Below are 21,950 nucleotides of genomic sequence, written 5' to 3'. Positions count from 1 at the left end.
GCGGCGAATATTACTCTTCGCTAAACCACTCGCTATTTTCCTGACGAATAAGCTGCACGGATTCGCTAATTTCCTGCAGATGCAGCGTCATCGCTTTTTCCACACCGTCCGGGTCGCGTTTTTCCAGTGCGCTGAAAATATCATGATGCTGTCGGAGCAGCATTTCCGGCGGGGAGACGTGATCGAGGCTCATATAGCGCACGCGGTCGATGGTGGCCTTGATGTTCTCGATGGTGTCCCAGGCCAGCTGACAATCCGCGATCTGCGCCAGCTTCTGGTGGAATTCATCATCAAGCTGGAAGAAATCATTGAGCTGCTTGCGGTCAATTGCAATACGCTGCTGGTGCAGGTTCTGCTCAAGCTGGTAACACTGTTTGTCGTTGATAAGCGTTGCGGCGCGGCGCGCCACCGCGCATTCAATGGCCTGGCGAACGAAACAGCCGTTGCGTACCTGAGAGAGTGAAATTTTGTTCACGTAGCTGCCGCGCTGCGGGCGGATCTGAATCAGTCCGTTTTCAGCAAGCTTAATAAACGCTTCACGTACCGGCTGACGGGAAACGTCAAAACGCACGGAGACCTCTTTTTCAGAAAGCGGCGTTCCCGGTGGGATCAGGCAATGGACAATATCACGTCGCAAAATGCGATAGATTTGCTGGTTAACGGGCTGGGTGGGATTGAGTTGCGATTCAGCGGCCATGAGTTGTCATTTCTCAGATAGTTAGCCTGAACATACTACCATTCTTTTATAACCCGAAACAGACCCGGCCCGCAGGCCGGGAAGGGCGGATTTAGCCACGATGGACGCTAAGTCCTGCAAAACTCTGGCTGACTGGCATCATTTCCACGGTATTGATGTTGACGTGTTTTGGCAGCGTCGCCACCCACCAGACCGTTTCGGTCACATCTTCCGGCGTCAGCGCGTTAGCATTTTCGTAGGTTTTGCCCGCTTTCGCGTCATCGCCTTTGAAACGCACGTTGGAAAACTCGGTGCCGCCCACCAGACCCGGCTCGATATCTGTGACGCGAATGGCGGTGCCGTGCAGGTCGGTACGCAGGTTAAGGCTGAACTGGCGCACAAACGCTTTCGTCGCGCCATAGACGTTGCCGCCTACGTAAGGCCAGCTTCCGGCGGTGGAGCCAATGTTGATAATGTGGCCGCGGTTGCGCTCGACCATGCCCGGCAGCACCGCGCGGGTCATATAGACCAGCCCTTTGTTGTTGGTGTCGATCATGTTTTCCCAGTCTTCAACGCTGGCTTTGTGGGCTGGCTCCATGCCCAGCGCCAGACCGGCATTGTTGACCAGCACGTCGATGGCGCGCCACTCGGCGGGCAGGTTGGCAATCATCTCTTCAATGGCCGCGCGGTTACGCACGTCCAGCTGCGCGGTCAGGATGCTGTCGCCTAATTCGTCCTTCAGCTCCTGCAGGCGCTCCTGACGACGGCCCGTGGCAATAACCTTGTGCCCGTTGGCGACGAAGCGACGCGTGATGCTTTCACCAAAACCTGCCGTTGCCCCGGTAACTAAAATAATCATCTCACTGTTCCTCAACGCTTTTTGTGTTGTACTAACATAGCACGGCCGCAGAGGGTGCGTTAAGGCAACATTTGTATGACGGCGTTGCAGGGGATGGCGGCCTGGCCTACTCTGGGAGGATACCCGTACTCAGGAGCGAAAGATGACGGCCACGAATCCTTTTTTTGACATCAGCCTGCTGCCCTATCAGGCTCCCCATTTTGATGAAATCAACGATAGCCACTATCGCCCGGCCTTCGATGAAGCGCTTCGCCAGAAGCGGGCGGACGTAGACGCCATTGTGTCCCAAACCGCTGCGCCGGACTTCGCCAACACCGTGCTGGCGCTGGAGAAAAGCGGTGCCATGCTCTCGCGCGTCAGCAGCGTGTTCTTCGCCATGACCTCCGCGAATACCAATACGTACCTGCAGGAGCTTGAGGAAGAGTTCTCCACCGAGCTTGCCGCGCTGGCGAACGACATCTGGCTGAATGACGTGCTTTTCGCCCGCGTGGAGAGCGTCTGGCAGGATCGTGCCGCGCTGGCCGCCGAATCCCGCCGGCTGGTCGAGGAGACGTATCAGCGGTTTATTCTGGCCGGCGCGCGTCTCAATGAAACGGAAAAAGCCGAGCTGAAGGCGCTGAATACCGAGGCGGCGACCATGACCAGCCAGTTCAACCAGCGTCTGCTGGCTGCCGATAAGACGGGCGGGCTGGTGGTGGATTACGCGCACCAGCTTGATGGACTCATCGCCAGCGAGATTGCCGACGCGGCGCAGGCTGCCGCGGAGCGAGGGCTAAACGATCGCTGGCTAATCCCGCTTCTGAACACGACCCAGCAGCCCGCGCTTTCCGCGCTGCGCAATCGTCAGACCCGCGAAAACCTGTTCAACGCTGGCTGGACGCGCACCCAGAAAGGGGATGAAAACGACACTCGCGATCTGATCCTCCGCCTTACGGCGCTGCGTGCGAGGCAGGCCCGCCTGCTGGGCTTTGAGGATTACGCCAGCTGGAGTATCGCCGACCAGATGGCGAAAACTCCGGACGCCGCGCTGACCTTTATGCGCGGCATTGTGCCTGCCGCCCGTGCCCGTGCTGAGCGCGAGCAGGCCGATATTCAGAAAGTGATTGATGACGAACAGGGCGGTTTCACCGTGCAGGCCTGGGACTGGGCCTTTTATGCCGAGCGCGTGCGTCAGGCAAAATATGCCCTCGATGAATCGCAAATCAAACCCTATTTTGCGCTCAATACCGTATTGCACGATGGCGTATTCTGGGCCGCAAGCCAGCTGTTTGGCATCCGCTTTGTGGAGCGCTTCGATATTCCGGTGTATCACCCGGACGTCCGCGTCTGGGAAATTTTCGACCACACCGGTGAGGGCATGGCGCTGTTTTACGGCGACTTCTTTGCCCGCGATTCCAAGCAGGGCGGGGCCTGGATGGGGAATTTCGCCGAGCAATCCTTCGAGCTTGCTGCCCGTCCGGTGATCTACAACGTCTGTAACTACCAAAAACCGGCTAACGGCGGCGTCGCGCTTCTCTCCTGGGATGACGTGATAACCCTGTTCCACGAGTTTGGTCATACGCTGCACGGTCTCTTTGCCAGCCAGCGTTTCGCCACGCTCTCCGGGACCAATACGCCGCGTGATTTCGTTGAATTCCCGTCGCAGATCAACGAGCACTGGGCCAGCCATCCACAGGTGTTTACCCATTATGCGCGCCATTACGAAACCGGTGAGCCGATGCCGGAGGCGCTGCGTGAAAGCATGCTCAACGCGACCCATTTCAACAAGGGTTATGACATGACGGAGCTGCTGGCTGCCGCGCTGCTGGACATGAACTGGCACGGGATCAGCGAAGCCGTTTCGAGCGTTGACGCGTTTGAAGCGGCAGCACTGCAAAAAGAGGGGCTGGATCTGCCCGCCGTACCGCCGCGCTATCGCAGCAGCTATTTTGCCCATATTTTCGGCGGCGGCTACGCGGCGGGATATTACGCCTACCTGTGGACGCAAATGCTGGCGGACGACGGCTATCAGTGGTTTGTTGAACAGGGCGGCCTGACTCGTGAAAACGGGCAAAAATTCCGCGAGGCGATTTTGTCCCGTGGTAACAGCACGGATCTGGCTGAACTTTATCGGCAGTGGCGCGGGCACGATCCGAAGATTGAACCGATGCTGGAAAATCGCGGGTTGAGCGAATAGAGCCAGTCTCGTCTGAAAAAAGAACCGGGCTTTACGCCCGGTTTTTTTATAGGCTCCAACGTGCTTGTAACGTCTTCTGCAAAAATAGTTTTAATATGCGTTCTTTATAAATAAAACAGGTGAGATTAAAACTTACTTCGAACAGTATATTTAATTTACCGAGTTTAGGTAGTAAAAGAGTTAATGATTAATAATTTGATCTGGGTTAGAGAAATCAAATATTCTTTAATCTCAGATTTTTAGCTATAAATTTTTGTTATTTTGTGCCGATAAATGAAAGTGGCATACAAATCGACGTACTAGCAGTTAAGAAGGCGAAAGATGACCCTACCTCTGAACAATCCGGGCTTCACCGACACCGAGCCTTCTAAAGGCCTGATAAATAAAACCTTTACCTATATTGTAACGTTGTTGATAAGTATTTTTATTGCGGCAATAATTTCCCTGCTAATAATAAAAGATAATGTGAATGAAATCAGCGACAAGCACGATGAATTTTTGTTAAGGAAAGCCCTGGAGACCCGCCAGGAGAGCATGCGAAGTCATTTGAAAGATAATGCCGAGTGGGGAGATGCCTACAAACATCTTCATCTGAACAATGACGTTCACTGGGCATGGGATAAGCAGAACCTGGGCAAATCCCTGTATGACAACTTTGGCTACGAAGGGGTGTTTGTTCTCTCGCCGGAAGGGAGCACGCGATACAGCGTCGTTGACGGGAAGCTGAAGCTTCAGGAGCTGGAGCGCTGGTTAGACAAATCAACCAAAGACCGTTTACTCCATGAGTTGAGTATAAAAAAGGGAGTGCCGGTTTCTGTGCTAGCGCTTATCGATTCCGTGCCGGCCATTGTTTCTGCGCAATGGATAACGACGGGCGATGATACGAGCGTGCAAACCATGCCCGGAAAACCGTCGACAATGGTGTTTATAGACAAGTTAACGGTTAAAAAACTCCTCACGATTGGGCAGGATGCCGGTATCCAGAACGTTCGTACTTCTCCCGCTACAGCCACTTCTCAAATAAATAATCAGACAGCATTTACCTTAAGCACCCAGAATGGGGATGTGAAAATTATCTGGGACGGTGAAAATCCCGGCCAGGGGTTAATAATTTATTTTTTGCCATTGCTCATTCTTTCAGTCGTTCTGACGGTATTGATGACGGTGATATTAATGCGCCATATTATGCACAAGGCGAGAATGCTTGACGAAAATACGTTTCTCCTCGAGCAGGCGCGGTTGAATCTTATTACGAGTGAAAAACGATTTCGGGACGTCAGTGAAACAACCAGCGATTGGTTCTGGGAAACAGATTTATCGTTAAGGATAACGTGGCTTTCGGGTCGTTTTTCTACAATAACGGGATATGAAAATAGCAAATGGATAGGCCGCAGGTTGGATGAACTCTTTCCGTCGACAAGCGGATTATCACATGACTGCGCCAGGCAGCGGGACTTAACCGAACGCTTTGAATTTAAAAACTGTCCTTATACTCACGCGCAACAATCCACCTCATATTGCACGCTTCTGGCAAAGTTTTCTGCTCAGCCTGATGGAACGGTGGTGTTGCGAGGCGCGGCAACCGACGTTTCTCAGGAAGTTGAAGCAACAAAACGCGTGGAGTTCCTGTCACGCCATGATGAATTAACCGGTCTGCCAAACCGGTATCATATTAAGGAATTTCTGGCTGGCAAGTTAGCGAAAGAAGACCTTAACCACTATCCCTTTGCCATGATTTGCCTTGATTTAGACAAGTTTAAACCCGTCAATGATATTTTCGGGCACTCCACCGGCGATGCCCTGCTTGGCGAGGTCGCTTCACGTCTTAAAGATTGCGTTCGTCGAGGTGATTTTGTCGCACGGCAGGGAGGGGATGAATTTATGCTGCTCCTCGGCAACACCAGCCAGCAAGAGCAGATTGAGGAGGTGTGTCGTCGCATCGTGCAAGAACTTAACCGTCCTTTCGCCATTGAGGGCAATGATGTGGCGATAGGCGTAAGCATGGGCATTGCGCTGGCTCCCCGGGATAGCAGCAGCGCAAACGATCTTCTCCGCTACGCGGATATTGCGCTGTATCAGGCGAAACAATCCGGCAGAAACCGATGGGTCTATTATCGCCCTGATATGTCGGAAAAGCTGACTGAACGCAGGAAACTGGAATTAGAACTCAAGACCGCGATTCGCGAAGAACAGCTCTACCTGGTTTACCAGCCGCGTTATAACCTCCGGTATTCTAAAATTGAGGCCGTCGAAGCGCTGGTACGCTGGCAGCACCCGGCTCGGGGGACCATAATGCCCGATCAGTTTATTCCGCTGGCAGAAGAAACCGGGCTGATTATTAGCCTGAGCAACTGGGTCATACGCAAAGCCAGTACGGAGACGAAAGACAAATTGCCGGGATTATCGGTCTCCGTCAATATTTCTGCTATCGAATTCCAGGCAAGCGATCTTGCCGAAAGGATAAAAGAGATCCTTCACGAAACGGGGCTTGAACCCAACCGGCTGGAAATTGAAGTCACTGAAAACGTCACGCTTTCCGATCCTGAAAAAACCTTGCAGACCATGAAGTCTCTCAAAAAAATGGGCGTCCGCATTCTGATTGACGATTTCGGTACCGGCTATGCCTCTCTGAGCTATCTGCGGAAGTTTCAGTTTGACGGGCTTAAGCTCGACAAGAGCTTTATTTTTACCCTGGGGGACTCGCCGCAGAACCAGTCAGTCGTGGAGAAAATTATCGACCTGGGGAAAGCCTATTCCATGGCGGTAACCGCAGAAGGGGTGGAGACCGCCGAACAGCTGTCTTTTCTGAAAAAAAATAAATGTGATGAAGTTCAGGGCTACTTACTTGGAAAACCGGCCGCCATTACGGACTTAAATTTAAACGCTAACAGAGTAAATCTCTAAATCGCGCTTTCAATCAGGGCTGCGTAAATGAAAAACCGGGCTTCGCGCCCGGTTTTTGTTATCCGCTATCCGTTCGTATCCACGAGCGTAAACGCCGCTTTCTATCTCACGACCAGGACAGGGCATTTCGCATGCCGAACCACTGCCGCAGCGTTCGAACCCAACAGATACGTCGATATGTCAGGTTTGTGGGAAGCGATGATAATCAGGTCGGCATCGATCGTGTCAGCGAGCTTAAGGATTTGATCCTTTGGAGATCCCGTCACGGCGTGAGTCTGTACCTTGTCTGGAGGAATTTTGAATTGCTTAACGATTTCATCCAGCTTCGCTAAGGCCGCGTGCTGGAACTCTTTCAGCTTCGGCATTTCTACCGAATAGGCCAGGCCTAATGATGAATAATACGGAAGCGATGGAATGACGGTAAGAAAGTGAACTTTAGCTGTGTTAAGTGCTGTATGTGCCTGAACGAAGGGGATAACCATGTGCGTCAGGCTATCCTCCGAAATGTCAATTGGAACCAAAATTGAATTATACATTTGTCCCTCCTGAGTGTTTTTCACACAATTCAGGGTAGACCGTTAATTTCAGGAAAACAGAGAGCAAGCTGTCATAACGAGTACAAATTTCGGTTATGTGATAGGCGTACAGTGGAACCTGCCCTGATCTCGCTAACGTGGCGTGACAACGAACAGGGGCATTCGGGGATGAATCTCTCCGCGTCACGGTCCGTTTTCTGCAAAACGCCAAAGCCTCAACCGGGCGCAATGCCCGGTAACTTGTTCATATTGCGTGACAGCTAACGGACGCGATAATTTTATTCCCGCCCATATTCCCCATAATCATATCGAGTAATTTTCGGTATTCCTCCCGGGTCATCACCTCCGCGCGAATTTCAGTTTTACCTTCTGCTTGCGCAGTAGCGGAATAAATCGCTTTCAGACTTAACGTCAACTCTTTCGCCATGTTTACGACGCTTTGCCGCACCGCATCTTCATGCTCATCATTACAGGTGATTTTAAGGACATAGCATTTTTCGCCTTCATGAAGCACGGGCAGTTGATTAATTCGCTGCGCGGCTTCGCGAAGCAATATGTTAGCGCAGAGAATAATTAGGCTGGCCATAGCGGCATTCCAGAACTGGCCTAATCCGCACAGTACGCCAATTCCGGCCGAGCACCACAGCGTTGCGGCGGTATTCAAACCACGAATATTCATTCCTTCACGCATAATGACGCCAGCGCCAAGAAAGCCGATTCCGGAGACGATCTGCGCTGCGATACGCCCCGGGCTATCAGGTGAAGTCGATACCGAACTTAAAATGAACACTGCCGCACCCGTGGCAACCAGTGCATTGGTACGAAGCCCGGCCATACGCTGGCGCCACTGTCTTTCCGCGCCAATAATTGCGCCCAGCAGCATTGCTGCGAGCAGATGAGAGATATAAGGGAACATCAGCCTGTCGCCTGTTAACGTTATTAAATAATAAGCGTCAGTGCTTTGCTAAGCACATCATAACGCCGTTTAAATGCTAAGCGTGTCAGGACAACGGTGGCGGAAAGAGTGAATGAGTAAACATGAACATGCGATTCCCCACAAATTGAGTGGTTCTTACTGTGTCGGGATACAATCGCTTAAAGAGGATTGCTGCCCACCGTTTCAGGTAAGCAGCGAGAAAATCGCGCTAGCTTACCTTCGTATCGACGATAAAATAACTTTCCAACGAAGGACTCCTGTGAAAATTTATTGCCAGTATAGTCAGGGGCGATAATGAGTAAAGCGAAAAAACAGACTCCGTTATGAATTGTTTAAGTTCGGAAAGCATGTTTTTTTAAGACGTCATCTGATTTTCAAAAATACCCGGTATACTACATTTTCTTTTTTACAGGCGATAACAGACAAAGGCAGGAAGTATGTCTCTTCGTTCGCTGCGGGCATTGTGCCTGACAAGTTTTTTCATTGCGGATGTCCGCGATGGCCTCGGTCCTTTTCTCGGTATTTTTCTGACCGAACGCCACTGGACCCCCGATGATATCGGCATCCTGATGACGGCCGGTGGGCTGGCGGGACTACTCGCTACGCTGCCGGCGGGATTCATCACCGACACCTCGCGCAGCAAGCGGACCGTGCTGGCGCTGGTGTGCCTGCTCATCACCCTTAGCACGCTCCTGCTCTGGTTTAGCCAGCAGAGCGGCATTGTCGCCGTTTCGCAAATCGTCACCGGTATCTGTGCGGCGTTTGTCGGTCCGCTGATCGCCGGAATTACCCTGGGGCTGACCGGTCAGGGCGGGTTCAGCGCGCAGATGGGCAAAAATGAGGCGTTCAATCACGGCGGCAACTTTGTTACCGCACTGATTGCAGGCGGCATTGCGTGGTACTGGGGCGTCGGCGGGATTTTCCTGCTGATGACCTGTACCACGCTGTTAACGCTCTGCGCGCTGCTTGCCATTCGCAACGGGGATATCGACAACGACGCCGCACGAGGACTCTCTTCTTCAGCGAGCCTGCCGGTTCCCGGATTTGCCGTGCTGATAAAAAACCGGGCGCTGTTCGTGACCGGACTGACGCTGCTGCTGTTTCACCTGGCGAACGCCGCGCTGCTGCCGATGCTGAGCATGAGGGTGGCCGCGGCGCCCGCCTCGATCAACCCCGGTTTGTACGCGGCGGGCACCGTTATCATCTCTCAGGCGGTGATGATTCCCGTTGCCATCTGGGTCGCCAACCGAATAGACCGATACGGCTACTGGCGCTTAATTATGCTGGCGCTGCTGGTGATGCCGGTTCGCGCCGCGCTGGCGGCGTCTACGGACGCGCCGCTCATGATGATCCCGGTACAAATTCTCGACGGGCTGGCCGCAGGGATTCTGGGCGTCGCAGTACCGTCGTTTATCGTGGTGCTGTTGCGCGGAAGCGGGCACGTCAATGCCGGGCAGAGCGTGGTGATGCTGATGCAGGGGGTTGGGGCATCCATGAGCCCGGCGTTAACCGGCACGATTGCGGGTCATTACTCATTTGCCACGGCATTCAGCGTCCTGAGCGCGATTGCGCTGGTGGCCGTACTGCTATGGTGGTGCTTTGCGCACCGGACCTGGGAAACAGACAGTACGCCGGGTGGGGCATAGACGCCACCCGGCGTCACGCTTACGCCAGTTCGTTAGGGCACGCTTCGCCCTTTTCCAGCTGCTGCAGGTTACCCAGCGTGGTTTCCGAAATGCTGATCAGCGCTTCGGCAGTCAGAAACGCCTGGTGTCCGGTAAACAGCACGTTATGACAGGCAGACAGGCGGCGGAACACGTCGTCCTGGATCACATCATTCGACTTGTCTTCAAAGAACAGATCGCGTTCGTTCTCGTACACGTCCATCCCCAGCGCGCCAATTTTCTGGGTTTTCAGCGCTTCGATAGCGGCCTGAGAGTCAACCAGCCCGCCGCGGCTGGTGTTGATGATCATCACGCCATCTTTCATCTGGTCAAACGCCGCCTGGTTGAGCAGGTGGTAGTTCTCCGGCGTCAGCGGGCAGTGCAGGGAGATCACGTCAGACTGCGAGAACAGGGTCGGCAGGTCGACGTATTCCACGCCCAGCTCCAGCGCAGCGGCGCTCGGGTACGGATCGAACGCCAGCAGACGCATGCCGAAGCCTTTCAGAATGCGCAGGGCGGCGATGCCGATTTTACCGGTGCCGATCACGCCCGCGGTTTTGCCGTACATGGTAAAGCCGGTCAGCCCTTCCAGCGAGAAGTTGGCATCACGGGTACGCTGATAAGCGCGGTGAATACGACGGTTGAGCGACATCATCATGCCAATCGCATGTTCCGCGACCGCTTCCGGGGAGTACGCCGGGACGCGCACCACCCTCAGACCCAGCTCTTTCGCCGCGTCGAGGTCCACGTTATTAAAGCCCGCGCAGCGCAGGGCGATATATTTCACCCCCTGTTTTTTCAACTCTTCCAGCACCGGACGACTGCCGTCGTCGTTAACAAAAATGCAGACGCCTTCACAGCCGTGCGCCGTTTTGGCTGTTTTTTCGGACAGCAGAAAGTCGAAAAATTCAAGCTCAAACCCGTAAGCCTCGTTAACATGTTGCAGATACTTTTTGTCGTACTGCTTTGTGCTATATACCGCGAGTTTCATAAGACTTTCTCCAGTGATTTTGCATTCACGTTAGCATGATTAAAATTATCTTACAATTTATAAAATATTATTGAATTCAATAAGTTCTATCAATTATTCTAGAGCATATGTGCACCCTAACTCCATGATATTCTTGCTACGAGGAATCTTTGGCGTGAATCTGGTTAGGGCGTGTAGAGAAAAATGCAGTGGGTTGAGGATGCGAAAAAAGCCTGTCTGAATTACGTTAAAGAATGGCAAGAGGGTGTGAAAACTGCAATCCTTCTGGATGTGATGGGACGATATTAGGAACCGGGTGAGTTTCTGATAAAGAGGGAGAATGATGCATGTCGCAACAACTGGGGTTGTCCTTATCTCCGCCAATGCTGCCCGCTTTGTACTATTTCATTGTATCTATAGTAGTTTTTTTCTTTTTATATTTCGGGAAACAGAAGATTACCCGGCTAAGAAAACACCCACTGTTCATTGCCTATATGCTGTTTGTGATAGCCATTGCAGCCATCCAGATTAACGTTTTTGCCAACGGCTATGAGTTTGTTAGCGGTTTTTTACATATCGATTTTGATCCCTGGCGGTACGACTCGGTGTACTGGGGGTCATTGATATTCGCAATGCTTTACCTGCTGGCAGTGCCCAGGAACAGGTATTAATTACGCAGTTATTCCGGCTTCTTTGCCTGAAATTATGCGTAACCCACTGAATCTAAATTGTGTTCTTTAGGTTACGCATAGCAAAAAAGTTACCTCATACTATTTACAGCATCTATCCTTAATCTTGGCGTTAACTTCAACTCAACCGCTAAACATGCGACAATGATCGGCACTGCCGGCTTAATTCTTTCGCTAAATCAGGATATTAACTGCCCATGAAGGGTAAATACAAAGCCGCTCTTGCGCTTTTACTGCTGTTCATACTGTTGCCGCTGACGCTGCTGATGACGCTCGCTCAGTGGGTACCGACGCTCGCCGGGATCTGGCTGCCCGTCGGGACGCGCATCGCTTTCGAAGAGAGTCCGAAACTTACTCGCCACGCGCTGGTGATCCCCGATCTTCGCTATCTGGTTGAAGACTGCGAAATTGCCCGCATCGATAACGTGACGCTGTCACATCCAAGCCGCTGGAAGCTGGATGTCGGCGCGCTGGATCTCAATTCCGTCTGTCTGAGCAAAATTCCCCAGTCTGCACCCTCAACGGTCGCCCCCAAAACGCTGGCGCAATGGCAGGCGGTATTACCGAATACCTGGATCACGGTTCACCGTCTGACGCTGTCGCCCTGGCAGCAGTGGCAGGGCGAGCTGCATGCGTCGCTGACGCCGTCCATTCAGGAGATTGCCTATAAAGGCGAGCAGGTCAGCATTAAAGGCACGCTGCGCGGTCAGACGCTCTCGGTCAGCCAGTTCGATGTACAGCTCCCGGACCAGCCGCAGCCGATTAAGCTGGTGGGCGAGTTTACCCTGCCGCTGGTGCCGGATGGCGTGCCGGTGAAAGGCCACGCGGTCGCGACCTTTAACGTGCCACAGTTAACGTCTCTGGTCGATGCCGAACTGGACTGGGAAGACAATCAGGGACAGCTGGTGGTGATGGCGCGGGACAATCCCGATCCGCTGCTCGACCTGCCGTGGCAGGTCACGGCGGAGCAGCTGAACATCAGCGACGGGCGCTGGAATTGGGATCTCTCGGGGATGCCGCTGAGCGGCCGGGTGTCTCTTCGCGCCGACAACTGGCAGCAGGGGCTGGAGAAAGCCACCCTGACCGGACGGCTGAATGTGCTTACCCACGGTGATGCGGGGAAAGGGAACGCGGTACTGAATATCGGGCCAGGCAGGCTCAGCATGGAAAACAGCGACATGCCTCTGCACCTGAGCGGCGAGGCAAAGCAAAACGATCTCATTCTTTACGCTAAATTGCCCGCAACGCTGACCGGCAGCCTGTATGAACCGAAGCTGGCCTTTGAGCCGGGCGCGCTGCTCCGCTCGCGCGGGCGCATCATTGACTCACTTGATATCGATGAAATCCGCTGGCCGCTGGCGGGCGTGAAGCTCACCCAGAAGGGCGTGGACGGCCGTCTGCAGGCTATTCTGCGCGCCCATGAAAACGAGATGGGCGATTTTGAACTCCACCTGGACGGTCAGGCCAGCGACTTCTTACCTGATAACGGTCTGTGGCAGTGGCGCTACTGGGGGAAAGGCGGTTTTACGCCGATGAATGCCCGCTGGGATGTCGCCGGGAAAGGCGAGTGGCGCGACAATCTTATTGAGCTGACGGCGCTCTCCACCGGTTTTGACAAGCTCCAGTACGGCACTATGGAGGTCAGCAAGCCTCGCCTGGTGCTGGATCAACCGGTGCGCTGGCTGCGTGACCCCGATAAACCGGCCTTCAGCGGCGCGCTGTCGCTCAACGCCGGGCAAACCCGTTTCTCCGGCGGCAGCGCGTTGCCGCCCTCGGTCCTGACCTTCAGCGTTGACGGCACTGACCCGACCATTTTCCAGTTTAAGGGCGACCTCCATGCGGACAAAATCGGCCCGGTACAGGTGAACGGACGCTGGGATGGCGTGCGCCTTCGCGGGCAGGCCTGGTGGCCAAAACAGTCGCTCACCGTATTCCAGCCGCTGATCCCGCCGGACTGGAAAATGACGCTGCGCGACGGGGAGCTTTACGCGCAGGTCGCCTTCTCGGCGGCGGCCGATCAGGGCTTTGAGGCCGGTGGGCACGGCGTGCTGAAATCCGGCAGCGCCTGGATGCCGGATAACCAGATTAACGGCGTCGATTTTGTGCTGCCGTTCCGATTCAGCGAGGGAACCTGGTCTCTCGGCACGCGCGGTCCGGTCACCTTGCGCATTGGCGAAGTGGAAAACCTGGTGACCGCGCGCAACATTACCGCCGATCTACAGGGGGACTATCCCTGGACGGAGGACAATCCGCTGCTCCTCACCAACGTGAAGGTGGAAACCCTCGGCGGGAAGATCACCATGCAGCAGCTGCGGATGCCTCAGCACGATCCGGCCCTGCTGCGCGTGGACAATATCTCCTCCAGCGAGCTGATCAGCGCCGTTAATCCGAAACAGTTTACCATGTCAGGGCCGGTGAGCGGGGCGCTGCCGTTCTGGCTGGACAATGAAAAATGGATCATTAAAGATGGCTGGCTGACCAACCCGGGGCCAATGACGCTGCGCATCGACAAAGATACGGCAGACGCCATCGTGAAAGATAATATGGTGGCGGGCGCGGCGATTAACTGGCTCCGCTATATGGAAATTTCGCGTTCGTGGACGAGAATCAATTTAGATAATCTGGGTGAATTAACCATGCAGGCGACCCTCAAGGGGACCAGCCGGGTGGATGGCAAAAGCAGCTCCGTCAACCTGAACTATACCCATGATGAGAATGTCTTTACCCTCTGGCGCAGCCTGCGCTTTGGGGACAATCTGCAAACCTGGTTTGAGCAACATGCGGCGATACCTGCTCCCCGCAGTTTGACTGGCAAGGAAAGTGAGGAACAACAATGAAAAAGATGGCTGGTGTGCTCACCGTTGCCGTTGCCGCGCTACTGACCGGCTGTACGCCGCGCATTGAAGTCGCTGCGCCAAAAGAGCCGATTACCATCAATATGAATGTCAAAATCGAACATGAAATCCATATTAAGGTCGATAAAGACGTCGAAACCCTGCTGAAATCGCGCAGCGATCTGTTCTGAGGATACCATGAAACGATTAGCTCTGATTTTACTGGCGCTGGGGATGAACGTGCAGGCGGCTGCGCTGACCTTAAACGATGCCCGGGCACAGGGGCGCGTGGGGGAAACCCTCAGCGGCTATCTTGCCCCGATTCAACAGGACGCGGAAACGCTGGCGCTGGTCAGTCGTATCAATGCGGCGCGCGCGGAAAACTACCAGAAGCTGGCTGACAGCAATAATTTGCCGGTCGATGAAGTGGCTAAAATGGCCGGTCAGAAACTGGTTGCCCGCGCGCAGCCGGGCGAATACGTGAAGGGCATTAACGGAAAATGGCTCAAAAAGTAGTTAGCGGTAGCGCCTGCGGTATTCACCCGGCGAGACGCCAAAACGCTGCTTAAACGCCGTAGAAAAATGGCTATGGTCGGTGAACCCCCAGCTGTAGCCAATACCCGCCAGCTTTTCATCATCACCGGTAGATTGCAGTGCCTGCGCGCAGAGATCCAGACGACGGTTTTTGATGTACTGCGCTACCACCAGCCCCTTCTCGGCAAACATGCGGTAAAGGCTGCGCACGGACATGCCGCTCTCGGCTGCAATCCATTCCGGGCGCAGCGATTCAGACTGAATATGGTCGTCAATCAGCGCCACCACATGCTGGAACTGGCGCTCCTTGCGCGGCTGAATGATTTCACGCTGCTGGAAAGCGGGGCGCAGCAGGCAGATCATCGCCTCGAGCGCCGCTTCGCTTTCACGGTCACTCAGGTCGGCATTGCTCATGCTCTCCATCAGCAGGCGATGGCTCAGCTGTACCGTGGGCAAGGTGCGGGAAAGCGCGGTCGCGCAGCTTATCTCCTGGAAACGACACTGCTGCTCAATAATCTGGCGGGGAACCAGCAGCGAAATCTGGCGGGATTTTTCCCGCCAGTTGATCGAGCAGGGACGCGACGCGTCAATCAGCGTGATATCACCGGTTCTGAGCAGCGCGCGACGGTCATCCTGCTCAATTTCCGCGCTGCCTTCGAGCTGGAACACGGTATAGAACCAGGCATCGTTACTCTGAGCGATCTCCTGACGGGAGCGGAACAGGTTAACGCCGCCTGCGGTCACGGTGCTGAGCTTCAGGCTGCGCGCATAGCTGGTCTCCAGCTCGCCGAAGAATTTCCCCCCGGTGGGCTGCGCGTTAAAACGCCCGCAAACCTGGTTAATTTGCGCCAGCCACTGCTGATACTGTTCCTGCTCGCTTGCACACGCCATCGTTTCTCTCACTGCACCGTCAACGTTTTCGCATTGTTGCATTTGTGTTGCATTTTGTCAGAGCTATGAGGCTGACTATAGGAAAGAACACTCACCGGTAACAGCGATATAAGCGGCAATTATCGCGATTTGCGGAGCCTGTCACAGGTGGCAAAGCGAATGTCACAGAGACAAAAGCGAGAACGCAAAACCCCACTTAGACTGGATGGACACCCTGCGAAGAATAACGAAGGAGTATCCTATGTCTGAATCACAGGTGGCCATTCAGCCTGCCGTACAACAATTTTTAGACCGACAGCATGGCCTGTGGATTGAAGGGCGTCAGGCCGCGTCGGACAGTGAAAAGCGGCTGAACGTCTTCAACCCGGCCACGGGCGAGGTCATTGCCTCGACTGCCGATGCCAGCGTCGACGACGTTGATCGTGCCGTCATGTCCGGCTGGCGCGCCTTTGTGGCCCGCACCTGGGCCGGAAAACTCCCGGCGGAGCGTGAGCGGATCCTGCTCCATTTCGCCGATCTGGTGGAACAGCACAGCGAGGAGCTGGCCCAGCTTGAAACGCTGGAGCAGGGCAAATCCATCAACATTTCCCGTATGTTTGAAGTCGGCTGCACCCTGAACTGGATGCGCTATACCGCCGGGTTGACCACCAAAATTTCGGGTAAAACTCTCGATCTTTCTATCCCGCTGCCGCAGGGCGCCCGCTATCAGGCGTGGACGCGTAAAGAGCCGGTTGGCGTGGTGGCCGGGATTGTGCCCTGGAACTTCCCGCTGATGATCGGCATGTGGAAAGTGATGCCAGCGCTGGCAGCTGGCTGCTCTATCGTCATTAAGCCGTCTGAAACCACGCCGCTGACCATGCTGCGCGTGGCGGAACTGGCCAGTGAAGCGGGCATCCCGGATGGGGTGTTCAACGTGGTGACCGGGAGCGGCGCGGTGTGTGGCGCGGCGCTGACCTCGCATCCGCATATCGCGAAGGTGAGCTTCACCGGCTCAACGGCGACGGGTAAGCAAATCGCCCGCGCGGCGGCGGATACGCTAACCGGGGTGACTCTGGAACTGGGCGGGAAAAACCCGGCCATTGTACTAAAAGACGCGGACCCGGCGTGGGTAATCGAAGGCCTGATGACCGGCAGCTTCCTGAACCAGGGGCAGGTGTGCGCGGCGAGCTCGCGCATCTATATTGAAGCGCCGCTGTTTGACACGCTGGTCAGCGGGTTTGAGCAGGCGGTGAAATCCCTGAGCGTCGGGCCGGGCATGTCGCCGGGAGCGTTTATCAACCCGCTGGTATCGCGCGCGCACTGCGACAAGGTGCAGACCTTCCTTGACGAAGCGAAGTCGCGCAGCGCGGAGCTGATCGTCGGTAACCGGGGGCCGGAAGGCAAAGGCTATTACGTTTCGCCTACGCTGGTGGTGAACCCGGATGCCTCACTGCGCCTGACCCGTGAAGAGGTGTTTGGCCCGGTGGTCAACCTGGTACGCGTCGCCGACGGGGAAGAGGCGCTCCAGCTGGCAAACGACACCGAATATGGCCTGACTGCCAGCGTCTGGACGCAGAATATCAGCAAGGCGCTGGAGTACACCGACCGGCTGCAGGCGGGCACCGTCTGGGTAAACAGCCATACGCTGATTGACGCCAACCTGCCGTTCGGCGGCATGAAGCAGTCCGGCACCGGACGCGACTTCGGTCCGGACTGGCTGGACGGCTGGTGTGAAACCAAATCGGTTTGCGTGCGCTACTAGTAAAAGCAAAAGGCAACCTGGAGGTTGCCTTTTTAGTGTTTGTTCCCTCTCCCATGGGAGAGGGTCAGGGTGAGGGCATCCAGCCGCACCGGGCGAATTTTGCAGGCCGTGTAAGGCGTAGCCGCCACCCGGCTTTAATTAAAGCGACCACCGATCCCGACCGGCCTCTTTCGCCCGGTACAGCGCCGCATCGGCGCGGGCGATGATCTCGGTGCCCGCTAACCCTTCCGCCATGCTTGCAATTCCCATGCTCACGGTGACACGATCGCTAACGGTTGACGCGCTGTGCGGTATAGCTTCTGTGCGCAGGCCGTCCTGAATACGTAAGGCCACCTTTTCTGCGATGTTTTCCGGACAGTTAAACAGGATCACTACAAACTCCTCGCCGCCGTAGCGTGACACCACATCATCAGGCGTGCGCACCGACTGCTTAAGCACCCGCGCCACGCGCGTCAGGCAGTCGTCACCCGCCTGGTGCCCGTAGGTGTCGTTGTAGCGTTTGAAATAGTCGATATCCAGCATGATCACCGAGAAGGTTTTTTTCTGCTCAACCGCGTTCTCCAGCACCACTTCCATTTTCCGGCGATTGGCGGTTTTGGTTAACGGATCCTGATGCGCCAGCGCATCCAGCCTGGAGATCAGCAGCTGATTTTGCTGGTTACGTCGCCAGGCCTCGTCAAACCAGCTCAGCAGGATGAAACGCCCGCAGATCAGGATCAGCGTAAAGACGCTCCAGATAACAAAAAAGTGAAGGTTGAGGCCATCGTTCCGTATCCAGCTTGCTACCGGCAAGGTGATCCAGAGCGGGAGCACAAAGGCGAGTAGCCCTTCAGGATAAAAATAGAGCGCCGTTAAGCCAGCGAGTAATAAATTGACGCACAGCGGCCAGACGTGCGGGAGCAGCAGCTGGGTGATAAACCAAAAGCAGGAGACCGACCAGATGGCGCTGCAGATAAACAGTACCACGCTAATGCCGGCGATGCGTCGCCAGGCCATGAGGATCAGCGCAGCAGAGAGAATGATAATGCCGAGCATGGAGGCATCGACCATTCTCGCCAGCTGCGGCGAGTGGGGATAAAGGGGATCGCTGGTATTAAGCAAAATGTGTCGCAGCAGAATCATCACCGCGAAGCTGATATTCACGAAGGCCAGCCACGGCAGGTTCATCGCCAGCCCGTGCATAACCATAGCATGGTGCGTTGGCCAGGTTGCCCGTTCAAGTGTCGGTTTTTTTCTTTTTTCCATAAAGCCCTTTCCCGACCGGGGGATAAATCATGCAGGTGAGATATCAGTAACTATAAGCAAGCCAGGACGATCCTCAAATCCAGAGGCAAAAAAAACCGGGCATTGCGCCCGGTACGTTATTTATTTCTGTTCGTCTTTCTTCTTCCCGAGCGTTGGCGTCTCGTCGAAGAAGTTCCACGGCTTAAGCAGGGTATGCACCCATTCCGTCGGCATTATCGGCCACTCCTCCGCGCGGGCGACATGGGTGGTGCCGGTGGTCATCCAGACCACGTCATCCTGATCGTTAAGCGACTCGTTATCCTTGCTGTACTGCCCCAGGCCCGTGTCGTGTACGGAGCGGTTCGGGAATTTTCCTTCAGGGTAGAGCTCATCCGGGTGGTAACGAGTCACCCACAGCTGTTTGTCCATAAAGCTCAGGCGATGGTAAATCCACTCGTCCGGGGCAAATTTCGCGCCGGTCGCCACCGGGTGCGTACCGCCCGCGTAAGGGATAATCTGGTACGAGACCGGGTTGCCCATGCGGTTCTCTTTACTGGTGTTGCTCAGCAGCCGAATGGTGCCCGGGTCGAACTTCTGCGCCGCCTGCTGCTCGGTATTAATATCGTACTGATTGATCTGCATGGTGCTGGTGCGCGGGCCCCCGGCGGTATTCGGCTTCACTTCCGGATCCATCGCCACCAGCTTGTTGTTGATGCCGTCCACGTCCATATCAAGACGGAAGTTGTAGATATGCTGGTGCGTGGTGCCCACGATGTTATGGTCGATCAGCGTGCCGTATTTGGTGTCGTCTTTGGCTGTGGCGTCGTGCATGGTTTTCGCCTGAACGCCTTTCACCGCCTCGATACCCGTTGCGCCGGCGTCAATGCCGATAGTGCCATTTTCATGGAACACCCAGTCAAAGATGTAATCGTAGTTGCCCACGGTACTCACCCAGCGCACCACCAGCTCGCGGCGCTCGGTGCTGACGTTTGGCTGACCCATCTCCTGATGTTTGTATTCCGGCCCGGCGTAGCGTTCGAAAATGGCGATCGCGCGCGGGATCTCCATCGGCGCGCCGGTGTAATCCGGGATGGTTTCATTGAGCATCACGGCGTTGGACGGTACGTCTTTACCGCGCACCAGCGGTGAGGTCAGGGTGCCCATACCGTAGTCGCCGGAGTCGAGATAGGCTTTAAAGTACCAGCCCACGTCCGGATCGCCGTAAGGGACGATCATGCCGCCGAGCGACCCCTGATACATCACCTGGCGCTTTTTGCCGTTGTCGTTATAGGTGACGGTTGAAATCATCGGACCGACGCGGGAGTCCAGGCTAAGGTGAAAATCCCAGTTCTGCCAGTGCACCATATCCCCGGTGATGGTGTAGTTCTTACCTTCCGGCTCAGTGATGTTGAGCGGTTTTTTCGGCGTCTCAACGCGGTCGCGGCCATCATAGGGACGCGGGGTCATGGGAACCGGAACAACGGCGCCTTCTTCAATCTTCTGGATCTTTTTCTGTTCAAGATCGACCACGGCCACCAGGTTCTCAATCGGGTGCGCCCAGTAGTTGCCGTCGCCCACGTCCAGATAGCTCACCACCTTCAGCAGGCGATCTTCCTGCTTCAGGCCGTCTTTACCGTCGAAATAGCCGACGGTCAGCGGCGTAGTAATCACTTTTTTCGGGTCGGTGATGCCGTGTTTTTTAAGCACCTCGGCGAACTCGGTGCTTTCGTTGATGATCTGCTGAACCGCGGTGAAATCATCCAGCAGCACCATGCCGTGCGCGTCTTTTACCGGCTCCCGGCGCAGGATTTTTTTATCCTTCAGGTCCACCACGCTTTCGATAACGTGCTTGCCATCGAGCATGACGATCTTCGCCTGGCGAGGGGCATCCACTGCCGTACCGTTAAGCACAAAGTCCCACACTTTGGCTTTCTCGGGCTCTGCCAGGGCGATCTGGGTAAAGCGGGTATTCGGTTTAAAGTCCGCCGAGGCTTTCACAATCTCAACGGCCTGCTTAATTTCGTCCGCCGTTAGCGCGTTTAACGGGTGAGGGCGTTTTTCTACCTGGAAGGTCTGGTCAAGGCCGGACTGGAACACATCGTTGATGAAGGTATCGGAAATAAAGGCTTTCTTGCCTTTCATCACCACCGGCACCTCGAGTCTGAGGGTTTTACCGTTGACGATGGCGGTTTTAGCGCCCGGTTTGACCTTCACAAAGGCACCGTCTTTCGCAATGGTGAACATCTGTGCGTAATCATCCCACTGAACGTCCGCGCCAAAGTCCTGCAGCGTTTTGTCCATCGGGATCATATGCGCCTCACTGCCGTGGGCGAAAACAGGGGATTGCCAGGCGCAACACAGCGCAACGGCCATGGCCAGCGCCGTTCTACGGGCAGAAAAAGAAGAATTGCTTCCCATCGTAGACCTCATCTTGTTGTGTTTATTGTGTTGTGACAGCCTTATCCTGACAGGCCTATGAGAAAAGCGTTTGCCTGCATCTGCCAGGTTATTTGCCAGTCTTGCCAGGTTAAAAAAAGAGCGGGGATACGTCACATCCCCGAGATAGAGGCTTCATGGGATCAGTAAGGTGATCTATCCAGATAAATACGCACGTCGAACCCAACTGTAGTGAAAGAGTAAATATTTCCGCGAACGCGGAGATAAATATCTCCGTTTGTTACCGTTGCTGTGGCTTTAGCATCGTTGGTAACCATGACAGGTTTGATATCTGATACGTGAGACATAAAATCTTCAGTGCTTTTTTTCGCATCATAGAGATAAAAGTGAAACGTATCTCTGGATAAAGAACTCGCTTCAACCTGGGTTATGTAGAGAGCTAAACGATCATTAACGATAATTTTTTCCTGAAATTTTTCATACACGGTAAACAGATCGCGGAAAGGGTATAAGATAAACCCCAGAAAAATGACAACCGCCACTACGATTCGCCAGTTAAAATCCCGAACGTCGTGCATAATCTATTCCTGCCCTAATCCATAATTGATCAACAGGGTCATCTCCATAAGCACTGGCACCATGATATTTAGCAAATTCTACCGGATCGCTTGTGCCAGCAAGGATCTGCGCAGTACCTGCACCGCGTAGCAGCACTCCATCAGGAATGCCCGCCGCCGCGCCAACCGCACCGTAATGAAAATTTCCAAAGTTAGCATATTGCGAACGGCCTTGCTTATAGTCCCATGGGCCATGATTTCTCACCATTTGATAAAACCAGATGTACGTCATCATTGAGGGACCGCCATGAAATCGAGCGATGACCATATGGCTGACAACGTCAACGCCCGGGGGCGAAAA

At 54.6% G+C, this 21,950-nt stretch carries 18 protein-coding genes; 8 read left to right on the top strand and 10 right to left on the bottom strand.

Annotation, left to right across the window (positions count from 1 at the left end; genetic code table 11):
* Window positions 1-10: 10 nt before the first annotated feature.
* On the bottom strand, window positions 11-697 hold the full coding sequence (locus tag ACMWLG_RS08410; protein WP_045401168.1) for a GntR family transcriptional regulator: 687 nt from the start codon (window positions 695-697) through the stop codon (window positions 11-13).
* Window positions 698-788: 91 nt separating this feature from the next.
* Complete coding sequence (gene ydfG / locus ACMWLG_RS08405; RefSeq protein ID WP_414762974.1) at window positions 789-1,535, bottom strand: bifunctional NADP-dependent 3-hydroxy acid dehydrogenase/3-hydroxypropionate dehydrogenase YdfG; 747 nt, start codon at window positions 1,533-1,535, stop codon at window positions 789-791.
* 142 nt (window positions 1,536-1,677) lie between these two features.
* Here ydfG and dcp point away from each other — a divergent pair, with 142 nt between their 5' ends.
* On the top strand, window positions 1,678-3,711 hold the full coding sequence (dcp, locus tag ACMWLG_RS08400; protein WP_045401165.1) for a peptidyl-dipeptidase Dcp: 2,034 nt from the start codon (window positions 1,678-1,680) through the stop codon (window positions 3,709-3,711).
* Window positions 3,712-4,032: 321 nt separating this feature from the next.
* Entirely contained in the window at window positions 4,033-6,615 is a 2,583-nt protein-coding gene (locus tag ACMWLG_RS08395; protein WP_045619780.1) for an EAL domain-containing protein, read from the top strand.
* 101 nt (window positions 6,616-6,716) lie between these two features.
* Here the strand turns inward: ACMWLG_RS08395 and uspF are convergent, their stop codons facing one another.
* Complete coding sequence (uspF, locus tag ACMWLG_RS08390) at window positions 6,717-7,151, bottom strand: universal stress protein UspF (protein WP_023311561.1); 435 nt, start codon at window positions 7,149-7,151, stop codon at window positions 6,717-6,719.
* A gap of 244 nt (window positions 7,152-7,395) precedes the next feature.
* Window positions 7,396-8,067, bottom strand: coding sequence for an MgtC family protein (locus tag ACMWLG_RS08385; protein WP_045401161.1), 672 nt, complete (start codon window positions 8,065-8,067; stop codon window positions 7,396-7,398).
* A gap of 458 nt (window positions 8,068-8,525) precedes the next feature.
* Here ACMWLG_RS08385 and ACMWLG_RS08380 point away from each other — a divergent pair, with 458 nt between their 5' ends.
* Window positions 8,526-9,734: an MFS transporter gene (locus ACMWLG_RS08380; RefSeq protein WP_045401159.1), complete on the top strand. Its 1,209-nt coding sequence runs from the start codon at window positions 8,526-8,528 to the stop codon at window positions 9,732-9,734.
* Window positions 9,735-9,753: 19 nt separating this feature from the next.
* Here ACMWLG_RS08380 and ACMWLG_RS08375 read toward each other — a convergent pair whose 3' ends face one another.
* Window positions 9,754-10,743 (bottom strand): 2-hydroxyacid dehydrogenase, encoded by a 990-nt coding sequence (locus ACMWLG_RS08375; RefSeq protein WP_023311563.1) that lies wholly within the window; start codon window positions 10,741-10,743, stop codon window positions 9,754-9,756.
* A gap of 326 nt (window positions 10,744-11,069) precedes the next feature.
* Here ACMWLG_RS08375 and ACMWLG_RS08370 point away from each other — a divergent pair, with 326 nt between their 5' ends.
* The 4 genes from ACMWLG_RS08370 to ACMWLG_RS08355 all read left to right on the top strand — a co-directional run bounded on the left by ACMWLG_RS08370 (window position 11,070) and on the right by ACMWLG_RS08355 (window position 14,761).
* A complete protein-coding gene (locus ACMWLG_RS08370; protein ID WP_023311564.1) occupies window positions 11,070-11,393 on the top strand; it encodes a hypothetical protein in 324 nt (107 codons plus the stop codon).
* A 215-nt stretch (window positions 11,394-11,608) separates the two neighbouring features.
* Window positions 11,609-14,248 carry a YdbH family protein gene (locus tag ACMWLG_RS08365; RefSeq protein ID WP_045401156.1) on the top strand — a complete coding sequence of 880 codons (2,640 nt, stop codon included), beginning with the start codon at window positions 11,609-11,611 and terminating at the stop codon, window positions 14,246-14,248.
* Complete coding sequence (locus ACMWLG_RS08360) at window positions 14,245-14,436, top strand: YnbE family lipoprotein (protein ID WP_014169918.1); 192 nt, start codon at window positions 14,245-14,247, stop codon at window positions 14,434-14,436. Before ACMWLG_RS08365 ends, ACMWLG_RS08360 begins: the two co-directional genes overlap by 4 nt.
* A 7-nt stretch (window positions 14,437-14,443) precedes the next feature.
* Window positions 14,444-14,761 (top strand): YdbL family protein, encoded by a 318-nt coding sequence (locus ACMWLG_RS08355; protein WP_045401153.1) that lies wholly within the window; start codon window positions 14,444-14,446, stop codon window positions 14,759-14,761.
* Here the strand turns inward: ACMWLG_RS08355 and feaR are convergent, their stop codons facing one another.
* Window positions 14,762-15,670, bottom strand: a complete 909-nt coding sequence (feaR, locus tag ACMWLG_RS08350; RefSeq protein WP_033145415.1) for a transcriptional regulator FeaR — start codon at window positions 15,668-15,670, stop codon at window positions 14,762-14,764. It lies immediately after the preceding gene.
* Window positions 15,671-15,911: 241 nt separating this feature from the next.
* On the opposite strand from feaR, the gene ACMWLG_RS08345 reads away from it, so the two are divergent.
* A complete protein-coding gene (locus tag ACMWLG_RS08345; RefSeq protein WP_045401150.1) occupies window positions 15,912-17,411 on the top strand; it encodes an aldehyde dehydrogenase family protein in 1,500 nt (499 codons plus the stop codon).
* Window positions 17,412-17,549: 138 nt separating this feature from the next.
* Here ACMWLG_RS08345 and ACMWLG_RS08340 read toward each other — a convergent pair whose 3' ends face one another.
* From ACMWLG_RS08340 to ACMWLG_RS08325, 4 genes are all read right to left on the bottom strand, one after another.
* Entirely contained in the window at window positions 17,550-18,656 is a 1,107-nt protein-coding gene (locus ACMWLG_RS08340; protein WP_414762973.1) for a membrane-associated sensor domain-containing protein, read from the bottom strand.
* A gap of 120 nt (window positions 18,657-18,776) precedes the next feature.
* On the bottom strand, window positions 18,777-21,053 hold the full coding sequence (gene tynA, locus ACMWLG_RS08335; protein WP_045398968.1) for a primary-amine oxidase: 2,277 nt from the start codon (window positions 21,051-21,053) through the stop codon (window positions 18,777-18,779).
* Window positions 21,054-21,214: 161 nt separating this feature from the next.
* Window positions 21,215-21,610: a hypothetical protein gene (locus ACMWLG_RS08330; RefSeq protein ID WP_045398970.1), complete on the bottom strand. Its 396-nt coding sequence runs from the start codon at window positions 21,608-21,610 to the stop codon at window positions 21,215-21,217.
* Window positions 21,588-21,884 carry a polymorphic toxin type 44 domain-containing protein gene (locus ACMWLG_RS08325; RefSeq protein ID WP_223604042.1) on the bottom strand — a complete coding sequence of 99 codons (297 nt, stop codon included), beginning with the start codon at window positions 21,882-21,884 and terminating at the stop codon, window positions 21,588-21,590. The genes ACMWLG_RS08330 and ACMWLG_RS08325 overlap by 23 nt, the downstream gene beginning before the upstream one ends.
* Window positions 21,885-21,950 lie beyond the last annotated feature (66 nt).

Origin of the sequence: Enterobacter sp. 01-M-02-SI-ECC (genome assembly GCF_047530595.1) — a bacterium.
GTDB classification, from domain to species: Bacteria; Pseudomonadota; Gammaproteobacteria; order Enterobacterales; family Enterobacteriaceae; genus Enterobacter; species Enterobacter cloacae_M.
The sequence above is the reverse complement of the archived record's forward strand: the minus strand, read 5'-3'. Positions and strand labels throughout refer to the sequence as shown.